Origin of the sequence: Chitinophaga barathri, from assembly GCF_003807585.1 — a bacterium.
In the GTDB taxonomy this organism is placed as follows: Bacteria; Bacteroidota; Bacteroidia; order Chitinophagales; family Chitinophagaceae; genus Chitinophaga; species Chitinophaga barathri.
On sequence record NZ_RMBX01000009.1, the window covers coordinates 310,960 to 322,884 of the forward strand.

The following is an 11,925-nucleotide window of genomic DNA, read 5'->3' on the forward strand; positions in this document are numbered from 1 at the left end:
TAGTTATGCATATTCAGATATGGTATTACTTAAAGTAACTAATACACCATACAGTCCTGTACAATTCACGTACACGATATTTCAAAAGGAATGTGATGGAAGGTAATAGTAGCAGTGTTCGGGTATTCGGGATACGCATAGCGGGTTTCGGGTAAAAAGCTCCCATAGGAAAAGGTTAATGTTAGATGGTTAGGATACGATTAAAGTCCTGGTCAATTCGCCCGGGGGTTTCGCACGCCCGGAAACAGTATGTGTAAAAGTAAATCAATAGGTACTACCTGCTTATAGTAAATTCCCCTACTACCTTGTAGGATTAATACTACAATCAAAAAGGGTTGCCTTTTTGTGGCAGCCCTTATAATATTTTTTATACCAGACCCGGGTTATATGGCCCTGAACACCACGATCCCATTGTGCCCGCCAAAACCGAATGTATTGCTCATCGCCACTTTCACTTCCTTCTCATAAGCCGATTGCAAAACGATCTGCAAACCCACCGGGATATGCGGATCAAGATCCGTGGTATTGATCGTGGGTGGAATAAGGCTTTCGGTGATGCTTTTAACCGCCGCGATCGCTTCGATAGCGCCTGCCGCACCCAGCAGGTGGCCTGTCATGGATTTGGTGGCGCTGATGTGCAGCTGGGAAGGATTTTCACCAAAGGCGCGGGTGATGGCCGCTATTTCACTCAGGTCGCCCACGGGAGTGGACGTTGCGTGCGCATTGAGATAATGTACGTCTTCAGTATTAAGCCCTGCATCTTCCAGTGCAAATTTCATCGCCTGGAATGCGCCCAGCCCTTCGGGGTGCGTAGCAGTCATATGATAAGCATCGGCTGTCATAGCCGCGCCGGCTACTTCCGCGTATATTTTCGCCCCTCTTGCTTTGGCGTGTTCGTATTCCTCCAGTATCAACGCGCCAGCACCTTCTCCCATCACAAACCCGTCGCGGGCCTTATCAAAAGGCCTTGAAGCCGTGGCCGGATCATCGTTCCTGACAGACATGGCTTTCATGGCACAGAAACCTCCGATGGACGCAGGTGTGATCGGCGCTTCGGAACCGCCGGTGATCATTACTTTGGCTTTGCCCAGGCGGATGTAATTCAGCGCATCCATGATAGCCGTGTTCGACGTAGCACATGCGGACACAGTGGTGTAATTGATGCCCATCAGCCCATATTTGATAGAGATCATCCCGGACGCCATGTTCGTGATAAGACGCGGTACAAAGTAAGGGCTGAAGCGGGGATTATAGCCGCCTTCCACATACTCCGTCACCTGCTCCTCGAACGTTTGCATACCACCCTGCCCCGAGCCCCAGATAACGCCTGTATCAAAAGGGTTCATACTACCGAAGTTCAGCCCGGAATCAGTGATCGCTTCCGCCGCGGCCGAAAGCGCGTATTGTGTGAACGGGTCCGTTTTACGAAGCTCCGCTTTATCCAGCGCCAGCGAGGGATCATAATCACGCAGCTCGCAGGCAAACCTGGTCCTGAACTTGCCCGCATCGAAACGGGTAATTGTGGCTGCGCCGCTTTTACCTGCCGCGAGGTTTTCCCAGAAGGTCGCAACATTGTTCCCAAGCGGCGTGATAGCGCCCATACCGGTAATGACAACTCTTTTCATACGATCATTTATTTATGCGCCAAGGTCCTCCAGCAATTGCCGGCTGATCCGGTTAAATGCCGAAGGGCCTAACACCCGTGATAATAATAAGGAAGATTGGAGATTGGAGATCACGAGCAACGCCCTGTCTCCCGCATCGCCTTTGAACCGGAAACGTTTGTGTTTCCTCCCCTGCTCCAGGCAGCCCGTCATCCACTCCAGGATAGTAGCAGCCATCTGCTGTACTTTTTGCTGCATTTCCGGGCTCAGGGTCTCATAGTCCGGCGCAAGCGAGCCCATCAGGCACACGTTACCATTGTTGCAGTGTTTGCGGAACACGCCGCAGAATTTAATGAGCTGTTCATCTTCCGGCAGTTTTTTCCATTTGGCGGAATTCTCCTCCAGCGATCTCAGTTCTTTGTCCAGCACCTCCATCCCCAGGTCCGATTTTGTCGGGAAATGATAGTGAATGGCGGCGTTCTTTACCTGTAAAGGATCTGATATATCCTTATAACTAAAGGCGTTAAAACCTTTCACCCGGATAAGTTTGTCCGCAAGGGATACAATTTTCTCCTTTGTTTCAGACATAAGATAAACATTAAAACGGATGCAAAGTTACTTACTTAGTAGTAAGTAAACAAATAAAAGAAAGACCGCCCCAGGGGAGAGACGGTCTTTTATGTTTTAATACATTTTTGATCAGGCGATCGTAATGTGCAAAGTTTCATTCTCACGGATGCGGATGGAAGAAGGGAATACCAGGCGGGTGCCGTCTTCGTTCCTTTCCAGGCTGGCTTTTACGATGGCACCTCCGAGTTTTACGATGGCCGTTTTACCGGCGGCGGCACCCAGGCTGATCTCATTCAGTTGAAGGGAACCGTACTTCAGGATAAGCGTATGGATTGCCAGGTTACCGGCCTTTTTCCGGACATAAGTCCCCCATCCTTCCGCTACAGTGAAGGGCGCTTTAAAATCAGCATTTTTGCCCAGCTGAGGGGCAAAACGGATATAACCTTTCGGCCCGTGATATTCAAAACCGCAGGCGGAAATAAATGTACCGTAACTGGCCATCGCGCGGGCGTAATGATCGCTGCATTCTATTTCGTTGAACGGATTTCTTTTGGCACCGTGATACCGGTCGTGGATCGCTTTTGTAAGCACCAACGCTTCGTCCGTCATGCCTTCCGCCATCATATGGCTTGCTACCTGGTGCTCGAAGCCGGACATACATTCGTGGAAATACCCCAGCTGCCAGGTCACGTTTTCTCCGAAAGGTTTGGACTCGTTATGCGGATTGGTGTTCATGATCATTCCACCTTCCCCTTCCACAGCATAGGGCCGGCCACCCGTATGCGTTTTGATGTAAGGCCCCACGTCGGGTGTAAAGTTGTATTTCCAAAGGGCGCGCAGCGCGGAGCGTGTTTTTTCTTTGTCCCACAGCCTGCCCAGGCCTGCCTGCCAGGCCCAGCTCTGGCCATACACCTGGTCTATGTGGCAGGTGTTGTATGAGCCCAGTTTTTTCCTGCCTTGCACGGCATCCGGCCGGTGAATAAAATATTCGCCGTTAAACAGTTGGTCCATATTGCGGCAGCCTTTGTCCACATATGTTTTGCAGGTCGCGGCAAAATCGTTGTCATTCATTTCTTCCGCCATACGCTGGGCGGCTTTTGCCGCGGCGATACACAGGCCCGCGATCCATGCTATTTCACCTTCCCATACGGCATCCAGGGTGTTTTCCATCGGGGTATCCGTGAGGCCGTCTCCGTTCTTATCCTGGGCCAGCATAAAACGTACTGCCTTTTTGGTGTTCTCCCAGTTCCTGCGGAGGAAGCCATCGTCCGCGCTCATCTGGTGCTCGCGGTACATGCGGAGGATCGAGCCTGCCTGCCCGTCTATCGCGGGGCGGGATTCATATTCCGCGCGGAAGATGATGCCGCCGTTGTCTTCCATGGCCAGTCCCAGGTCTGTACGTTCCCTGCAGTCCCTTTCCAGGGAAGGGAATATCCTGCCCATGGTTTGCGCGTATTGCCATACGTGCGTACAGGTGCCTTCGCACGCGTTTACGCCCTCCCAACCCCAGAAACGGCCGCTGCCAAAGCGGTAGGTGTTGGCTGTGGCAAGTGTGCCGATATTAAGAAATGTTCTTTCGAGGAACCAGTGCGGCAGCGTGGAATCGTAAAAGGTCTGGTGCCAGCGCAGTGTTTGTTCCCACAGTTGCGGGTTCGCGGCAATATATTTACCGGCTTCCGCCGCGTTGGTGAACTTTGTGCCGTAATAATATCCTTTCCCTGTATCCTTAAGTTTTGCTTCCAGTTTTGGAAAAGGCTGGTTAAAATGCCAGCTCAGCGCATACTTCGCCTGCAATGATCCGCCTGCGGCCAATGTCTGGACAGGCGCGCAAACAGAGCCAGTCAGCTTTTCTGAAACATCCGCGGTAGCCACATCATTGCCGGGAGTTGTGAAAAACGCGGGCGTAACCGGCCATGGTGAGGCATTGGTATCCGGCTTTCCTCCCGCGCCCAGGTATAGTATGCAGGTGGAACCGTCGTCTGCTTTGGTTTTCTCCGGTTGCGCCGTATACTTAAAATCCGAATAAACGCCGCTGTATTTGTCTCCGGAAACAATGGCATTGCGCCTGCTTCCTTCTCCTTCTTTTGCCGTGATCTTTCTCGCCCCGTTTTCCAGCCAGCCGGCCACCGTTACCGTCGCCGGCACGCTGCCGCGGTTGCGCACGCTGATGTCGTACATGGAAGCAGGAAGCGATGAATTGTCCGCATCCAGCGGGATAAATATACCGCCCGCTTTTACCGTCACTTCAAGGGGAAAGTCTTTGCTGATATACCGGATATTCGCCACCGGATAGGTGGCTTCAAAAATGATCTCGTCCCAGTCTTCTTCCTTCAGTTCTTTGATGATCTTTTTTCCGTTCACTTCCACCTGGATGGCAAAGCCCTGCTCCAGCACCCGCTTGTTCGACGCAATGGCGGGCTCAACGTAAGAAGCGCCGTCGCGGTTGCGTATCTTTCTTTCACTGCTGCCGTCATTCCACAATATCGTTTTGGGGTCAATGCCTTCGCGCTCATCGTTGTACACGCTCCAGAGCCAGAGCCTGCCGTCGCCACCGAGGTACACGGTACCCGCGTGCAGGCCGCCCGCTGGCATGCCGATATACTTCAGCTCGTTTTTGGTTTTCAGGTATGCGGTAGGCAGTCCCCGCTGGTAGAGCGACTTCACCCATGCGGCATCCAGTTTTTTATCCGCCGGAATGTTGTGCAAAGGATACCGCTCCGCTCCCGGCAGCCAGCCTTTCGCCCATGCGGGCATTTGCAGGCTGAGCAGGCCGGCGGCTGAAACCGCTGTCTGTGTAATAAATTTTCTTCTGTGCATATTGCCGGTTCGGGTTTTATGATGAATGGTGAATGGAAGATCTGTTCACCGTTCAGCAACAATAAAAAGTAAATTAACGCTTATTCATACTCCGCGGAAAAAACAACCGGCTGATCATTACACCCGTGGCAAACAAAATCCCTGTAGCGTGGCTCATAACGTACTGGCAGCCTTCTCCTGCGGTCATTACGCGGCAATGTAGGCATATATCCTTCTAACCCGCAACTTTCAGGCAATATACCGGCATAAAATGATAAAATAACATGCCTGTCAGGTGTCCCGTTTCAGGCTTCTCACCACCTTTATTGAGCCATGGTGTCCTGGGGCTGGAACCACCGGCAGTTCCTGGAATCAGCCGAAGAGCCGCTGCCCGCACTACGCGCCGGCATTAATGCTGAAATGCTTTTACCAGCACCATCGTACAGTTGGCGGTAGCGCGTTGGCGGATACTTTTCAACGGCTGGTATTCCGGGTCGTTGTAACAGGTCATGGCCGCTTCTTCCGAAGGGAATTGGATGATCGCGTTCATTTTCCTGGGCGCTCCTTCCACCGCAATGCCTTCCGTATCGGAGGCGAGCACTTCAGCGCCGTATTTCCGCAGTAAGGCCAGTACACCGGGCGCGTACCGGGCGAACAATTCAGGGTCGGTAATGTCGTAAGCATTGATATAATAGACTGTCATAACACATGGTTTTATGTTCCCTCAAAACTACCCTTACCGTCCCGCAATGGCTTAAGGAAACCTGCTATTTTCAGGATGCCATAAAAAAAGGCTGAAGTTACACCTCAGCCTTTTCTCCGTACAAGGGCATCACAGCCTGCTGTGATACATATACCAGTTGGTTTCCCAGTTTTCCCCGCCATCTTCAGAAAATGCCTGGCTCCACACCGGATGCTGCGGGTCTGTAGCATCCCAGGTGAACCGTACGTCTACTTCCTGCCCGCGAAGGACGTCTTTGCCGTAGAAGGTGCCGACGCCGCCGCTAAAACAACCCTGCACAGGCGTGTCCAGCGTGCCGGTATTACTGTCCGACCAATAAATGCTCCAGAGACGGGTTTGAGGGTCAAAAAGACGAAGGGTGAGGCCGGCAAACGGCTCATCGTTGATGAGGGCGCCCCATTGGCCGAAATTGCCCAGGCCGTTGAGGACTTTAATAACTGTGTCTGTTGCTGTAAACTCTTCCCATTCAGTGCATTGCTGCAGGCGGGTTTTCAGTTTCCGGTTCCGGATGCTCCAGTTGCCGGTGAAAAAATCGAAATCCGAAGCGGATGATGTTGGCTGGCCGGGCAGGGGCGTGGCGCCTGCTTCCTGGCGTTGGGGGTTGATACTCATAGATGAAAAAGATTAGGATACAAAATAAAGGGGGGTGCATGACAACCCTGTGTCAGCAGGCACCTGCTTCCCGGTTATTTTTCTTTGAGCCCCATGTAATGTTTCCGTTCTTTTTCTCCCAAATGTTCAATGGCATACCGTAAAGCGGTCCTGGGCATGGTAGCAGCGTACTGGTCCAGGAAAAGCAGCAGTTCCTGCCGGTGGCGGCTTTTACCCGCTTCCCTGATCCATCCGCCCACAGCTTTCTGCACCAGGTCGTGCCGGTCATGCGCCAGCATCGCAGCAATTCTGAAGGTGTCCTCCACTTCACCCTGCCGGATAAAATAAGCGGTAGCGGTGATGGCGGTGCGGCGCTCCCACTCGTTTTTTGATTTTGCCAGTTTTGCCAGCACGGCGCGGGGTTTATCGAAGAGGTAACGGCCGATGACAAACTGGGCGGCAAGGTCCACCAGGTCCCAGTTATTGATGCGGTCGTGGCGTTTGAGGTACAGGTCGTAAAGTTCTTTGCGGCGGCTTTCGGGGGTTTTATTATTGCGGCCCTGTTTGTCCATAATGCTGAGGGCGCCCGCGCGCACTTCGTGAACGGGGCTTTGCAGCAGTTTGTCCAGCTCCGCCGGGGGCATGGCGATGAAAGCTTTGGCAAGGGCGAACAGCTGGCCCATGCGGATGCCGATGAACTGATCGCCTTCATCCTGTTTGAAATAACGCATCAGTTTGTCGCGTTCTGTGGGCGAAATGTATGGCTGCATTGCTTTTACAAAGTTGTCCGCCGTGGCTTCCTTTGGTACATCCGGTATGCGGATGGCCGGAGGCGCGGGTGTTTTCCGGAGCCCGGAAATGTCCGACCTCGCGGAAGCGGTTTTCTTCGGGCTGGCAGTAGCGGGAGTGGCTTTTTTCACGGCAGCCTTAGCGGGAGTAATTTTCTTCGCGGCGGATTTCTTCACCGCCGGTTTGGCGGGAGCCGTTTTCTTCGTGGCGGATTTTGCAGCGCCGGCGGTTGTCTTTTTCATTTGAGGCAAATATGGGTGAAGCAATACAAATGTATGCCTCCTTCCTCAGATCACCGGGGGCTGTTACGTCTTTCATAGGGGCTATTGCGACATCATTTACCCGGATATCCGATCATCCTGTAAAACTGCTCCCGGTATGATTCAGACAGTGGGATTTATCTCATTTATTGTTCCCTTGCAGGGCCCGTGCCTTCGGATGTCATGATCACCCGCCTGATAGTGCCGTCTGTATTAAAGTACAGCCGGTCTATACACACGGAGCGCCGGAAACTGTCACCACCGGGCAGGCCGCCGTTGTGATAGATAAAATAAGTAGCGCCTTTATAGCCCAGGATAGCGGGGGAATTGGTCTGGCAGTTGCCCGCCAGCTCGTTTACAATACCTTTGAATTCCCAGGGGCCATGTATGCTCCTGCCCATGGCATAGGCCACTTTTTCGGGGAACTGGTAGCCGTACAACAGGTAATACCAGCCGTCGCGTTCATGTATCCATGTGCCTTCGGAAAACTCGGGCAGGGCAATATTCCGGATGGGCCCGTCCAGCTCGGTCATGTTTTCTTTCAGCCGGGCATAATAACACTGGCCATTGCCCCAGAAAAGATAAGCCTGCCCGTCCGTATCAATGATCACGGAGGGATCAATGTCATCCTTGTCACTTTCACCGGGCGTCATGTCGTTGCTCACCAGGGCGGAGCCGCGCGCATCTTCAAACGGCCCTTCCGGCCTGTCCGCCACCGCCACACCGATCGCTTTGCCGGGAATGGTGTTATGTTCCACCGCTACATACCAGTAAAAACGGCCGTTGCGGGATATGACCTGCGAGGCCCAGGCGCCTTGTTTCACCCATTCAAAATCAGCGGCGCGCAGGGGTACGGGGTGTTCTTTCCAGTTCACCATATCCGTGGATGAAAAACAACACCAATCGTGCATCTGGTAATTGTATTCGCCTTCGGGCGTTTCGTCGTGGCCGGTGTACAGGTACACGGTGCCTTCATGTACGATGGCAGCGGGGTCCGCCGTGTATTTGTGCCTGATCACCGGGTTGCCGGGAGAGATATACGGTTTCATGTTTACCAGGCCCGCAAAAAAGAGGCCATGGCGGTAACAGCCATACGCATACCGCCTTTGTAATTAAACCATTATCCGTTATTTTTATATATCCCCTCACCCAAAAACCGCTTCATGGATTCATTTGCGCACATCAAAGTGATCCTCGGCATCTTGCTGGGCCTCAGCATCAGGCAGCTGCTGAACGGCGCCATCAAACTGGTACAACACCCGGACCGCAATCCTTTTTACTGGGTGCATTTTACCTGGTCTTTTTACATATTCCTGCTGATGGTGCATTTCTGGTGGTGGGAATGGCATCTTACCCGCATCACCCACTGGATGTTTCCCGAATACTTTTTTATCATCATTTACATTATCGTGTACTACGTCATATGCGCACTGCTGTACCCGGATGATCTCAAGGACTACACGGGTTTCCGGGACTATTTTTATTCCCGGAAAAAATGGTTCTTCGGGTTGCTCGGGGCGAGTTTTGTGCTGGATGTGATAGATACGCTGATGAAGGGTGTGGATTATTACCGGCATTTTGGCCCGGAATACCCCATCCGCAATTCGGTGCATTTTGTACTGTGTATAATAGCGATGTTCACGAACAATCCAAGGTTTCACGGCATACTGGTGATTGCATTCCTGTTGTACGAGGTGTCGTATATCCTGCGGTTATTTATCAATCCCTGATGTAAAAATTTATATCTTGGGGTGAATAATTATCCCTATGCGTTATCTTTTATTTTCCATGCTCCTGTTTGCCTCCTGCAACAGCGCGCCAGAACAGCAGCAAAATGAATGTGAACAGTTCAGGAACGGTGAATTCTGGTACCAGCACGAAGGTCAGAGCCGTTATAGCATCATCAGGAAAGATTCTATACAGCAGGAAATAGAGCATACCAGTGGCAAAATGGTCACCCTTTCCGTGAAATGGATCAGCCCCTGCGAATACGAGCTGAGATATATCTCTTCCATGCCTGCGGAGCCTGATTCCGTACAGGCCGCACAGAAAGCCATGGTGCTGAAAACCACCATTACCAGGACGGGCGAAGACTTCTACGAATATTCTTCCCGGGCGGAGGGGGCAGATTTTGTACTGAAAGGCACCCTGCGCCGTCTCAAAAAATAAAAGCCCTCCCGGCAACCGGAAGGGCTTTTCAGCAGTACAGTTATTTTCCTACACGGTTTTGATCACGCCCCTGAAGAAGCCTGCCGATTCGGCAATGCCCGGCAACGGATCGTTCATGTCTTTTTCATACTCAATGCTCGCAACACCCGCAAATTTCACTTTCTCCATAGCTTTCACCAGGCCCGCAAAATCTATCACGCCACGGCCTATTTCCGTTGCTTTGCCTTTGTTGGATGCCTCAGTCACATCCTTGATGTGCAGGTCGAAAATACGGCCTTTGTATTCACGGATAGCTTTACCAGGCTCTTCTCCCGCCCTCATGGCATGCCCGATGTCCAGGCAGATGCCCATGCGGGGATCGCGGCTTTTGATGAGATCGTATACGTTTTTCGGGCCGGGGTAGAGTTTGTCTTCCGGGCCATGGTTGTGAATCGCGATACGGATATCATACTCCTTCACTTTCTTTTCGGTATAATCCAGCAGTTCCGGGTTTGGCACACCCACGATCAGGGGCACGCCTACGCGTTTGGCATATTCAAACGCTTCGTCCACCGCTTTTTCGGTTTTCATATAGATCACCCCTACGGCATATACTTTGATCTCCGCGGCGGCGAACAGGTCCAGCACCTCTTTGATCTTTTCCGGGCTGGCGTTCAGCGGCAGGTGAATATCTTTTACAGAGATGAATTTGATGCCCACGCGTTTCATCATGGCAATGGCCTTTTCCAGGTCAAATTTGGCAAAGGTATAGCCGGCCATCCCTACAGGGAAACTCTCAGGCGCCATTTTAGTTGTATAGCCCGCCCTGGCCAGGACTGGCGAAACCGTGGTTGCAGCCACGCCCAGTGCGGCATTCCGGAGGAAACTCCTTCTTGAAGACATATTATAACTGATTTGATGGTGACCCAAGTTGGTCATTTTTCTGATTTTTTTCTTAAAAATATTGACGGCCGGTAATTATCTTAAGCGGCTCTTGTTTTATACAACAGCCGTAGCCCACTGCCGTGGCCATTTTCCCCATAACATTTGCCGCAATACCCCCTCCTCCGGCCCGGCAAAAGGGCTTAACTTTAATAAAAAACCGGCTTATGTTTAAAGACACCAAGGCATTCAGCGGTTTCTCCGTGAATGACATCAAACAAGCAAAACAGTTCTACGGGCAAACGCTCGGCCTCAATGTGGAAGATGGCGACATGGGAACACTGGCCATTAAGATCAACGGCGGCACGAACATCATGGTTTACGAGAAACCGAACCACGAGCCCGCGACTTTTACTATTCTCAACTTCCCGGTAAAAGACATCGAACAGGCAGTGGACGGCCTCACGAAAAAAGGCGTTCGTTTCGAACAATTTGAAGGCGAACTGAAAACGGATGAAAAAGGAATATTCCGCGGCGAAGGGCCGCTGATAGCATGGTTCAAAGACCCCGCGGGCAACTTCCTTTCCGTATTGCAGGAAGCAGAAAAATAACAAATGCAGGAAGCCCCGGAAACAGGGCTTCTTTTTTAATTGCTGTCAGACACTGTAATAAGGTTAATGGAGTATATATCTTTTCTGCGCCACGCCTCCCACAATACCCAGGCCGTTTTGAATATTGTTGTATACGATAACTTTTTCAGACAAAGGGTCTTCGTTTATGTCCTGCGCAAGGTACAAACTGTGCAGGTAGTTGTAACTGTGATAAGTAAGCGAAGTGACTTCCAGCATAACCTTATCGTTATTTAAGATCCCAAAGGTCGCCCTCAGCGTAAACCGCGGGCTACGGCCGTTATACAAAGCATCATCTGTAAAGTATTCGGACTGTATGGGATCCGAAAAGAGCCCCAGCGCCGTTTCCTCCGATTCAAAATATTGCTGTGTCAGAACGGTACGAACCTCCCCGGAGTTGTCTGTATAGGTCGTGAGGGTGAACAGCCTGATGCGGTAATAATTCCGCTCTGCCGGGTCATCTTCCAGCTTCACGGTCACCGTCAGTTTGCCGGACGATTGGTCCACGGGTGAAACGGCCAGTTTCATATCGCCTGTCTTCACGCTGTCCGGTACCCTGTCCGAGCCTTCCACCTCCCCGTAATCAGGCACAGCGGCCGTACAGCGGTATGTCGCGCCGGGCTTTGCCTTGATAGTGCTTTTAAAATAGTTGAGGCCGTTCATCCTGAAGGCGGTCATATTTTCCCTGAACACACCGTCCTCATACAGCCCGACTGTGGCATCGAGGGTATCCCGGGTACCGCCGCTACCCGTGAGGCGGCCGGATAGTGTTACTCTCGCCACCATGATGCTGTCTTTGTTCATCAGCAGGTTCAGCACCAGTTTGTTCGCTTCCTCCGGGATGGGGATGGTGATCTTTTTTTCGCAGCTGCTGGCCGCCAGCACCAATAATATCAGAATAGTCAAACGCATGA

Annotated in this window: 12 protein-coding genes; 3 read left to right on the forward strand and 9 right to left on the reverse strand. The window is 51.8% G+C overall.

What is annotated here, in order from left to right; translation table 11 throughout:
* Window positions 1-383 precede the first annotated feature (383 nt).
* The 7 genes from fabF to EG028_RS17655 form a co-directional block, all read right to left on the reverse strand.
* Window positions 384-1,625, reverse strand: coding sequence for a beta-ketoacyl-ACP synthase II (gene fabF / locus EG028_RS17625; protein WP_120517729.1), 1,242 nt, complete (start codon window positions 1,623-1,625; stop codon window positions 384-386).
* Between the two features lie 12 nt (window positions 1,626-1,637).
* Window positions 1,638-2,192 (reverse strand): TetR/AcrR family transcriptional regulator, encoded by a 555-nt coding sequence (locus tag EG028_RS17630; RefSeq protein ID WP_120517728.1) that lies wholly within the window; start codon window positions 2,190-2,192, stop codon window positions 1,638-1,640.
* Between the two features lie 111 nt (window positions 2,193-2,303).
* Window positions 2,304-4,991 carry a GH116 family glycosyl hydrolase gene (locus tag EG028_RS17635; protein WP_120517727.1) on the reverse strand — a complete coding sequence of 896 codons (2,688 nt, stop codon included), beginning with the start codon at window positions 4,989-4,991 and terminating at the stop codon, window positions 2,304-2,306.
* A 388-nt stretch (window positions 4,992-5,379) separates the two neighbouring features.
* Window positions 5,380-5,673 (reverse strand): DUF1330 domain-containing protein, encoded by a 294-nt coding sequence (locus EG028_RS17640; protein WP_120517726.1) that lies wholly within the window; start codon window positions 5,671-5,673, stop codon window positions 5,380-5,382.
* A gap of 129 nt (window positions 5,674-5,802) precedes the next feature.
* Entirely contained in the window at window positions 5,803-6,324 is a 522-nt protein-coding gene (locus tag EG028_RS17645; RefSeq protein WP_120517725.1) for a hypothetical protein, read from the reverse strand.
* Window positions 6,325-6,398: 74 nt separating this feature from the next.
* A complete protein-coding gene (locus tag EG028_RS17650) occupies window positions 6,399-7,334 on the reverse strand; it encodes a DNA alkylation repair protein (RefSeq protein WP_206614468.1) in 936 nt (311 codons plus the stop codon).
* 164 nt (window positions 7,335-7,498) lie between these two features.
* Window positions 7,499-8,401: a glycoside hydrolase family 43 protein gene (locus EG028_RS17655; protein WP_120517724.1), complete on the reverse strand. Its 903-nt coding sequence runs from the start codon at window positions 8,399-8,401 to the stop codon at window positions 7,499-7,501.
* Between the two features lie 114 nt (window positions 8,402-8,515).
* Between EG028_RS17655 and EG028_RS17660 the strand changes: the two genes are divergently transcribed.
* Both EG028_RS17660 and EG028_RS17665 read left to right on the forward strand, forming a co-directional pair.
* Complete coding sequence (locus EG028_RS17660; RefSeq protein WP_120517723.1) at window positions 8,516-9,082, forward strand: hypothetical protein; 567 nt, start codon at window positions 8,516-8,518, stop codon at window positions 9,080-9,082.
* A gap of 37 nt (window positions 9,083-9,119) precedes the next feature.
* On the forward strand, window positions 9,120-9,521 hold the full coding sequence (locus EG028_RS17665; protein WP_120517722.1) for a hypothetical protein: 402 nt from the start codon (window positions 9,120-9,122) through the stop codon (window positions 9,519-9,521).
* Between the two features lie 48 nt (window positions 9,522-9,569).
* On the opposite strand, the gene EG028_RS17670 is transcribed toward EG028_RS17665, so the two are convergent.
* Window positions 9,570-10,403, reverse strand: a complete 834-nt coding sequence (locus EG028_RS17670; RefSeq protein WP_120517907.1) for a sugar phosphate isomerase/epimerase family protein — start codon at window positions 10,401-10,403, stop codon at window positions 9,570-9,572.
* Between the two features lie 206 nt (window positions 10,404-10,609).
* On the opposite strand from EG028_RS17670, the gene EG028_RS17675 reads away from it, so the two are divergent.
* A complete protein-coding gene (locus tag EG028_RS17675) occupies window positions 10,610-10,993 on the forward strand; it encodes a VOC family protein (protein WP_120517721.1) in 384 nt (127 codons plus the stop codon).
* 63 nt (window positions 10,994-11,056) lie between these two features.
* Here EG028_RS17675 and EG028_RS17680 read toward each other — a convergent pair whose 3' ends face one another.
* Window positions 11,057-11,923 (reverse strand): DUF4249 domain-containing protein, encoded by an 867-nt coding sequence (locus EG028_RS17680; protein WP_120517720.1) that lies wholly within the window; start codon window positions 11,921-11,923, stop codon window positions 11,057-11,059.
* Window positions 11,924-11,925 lie beyond the last annotated feature (2 nt).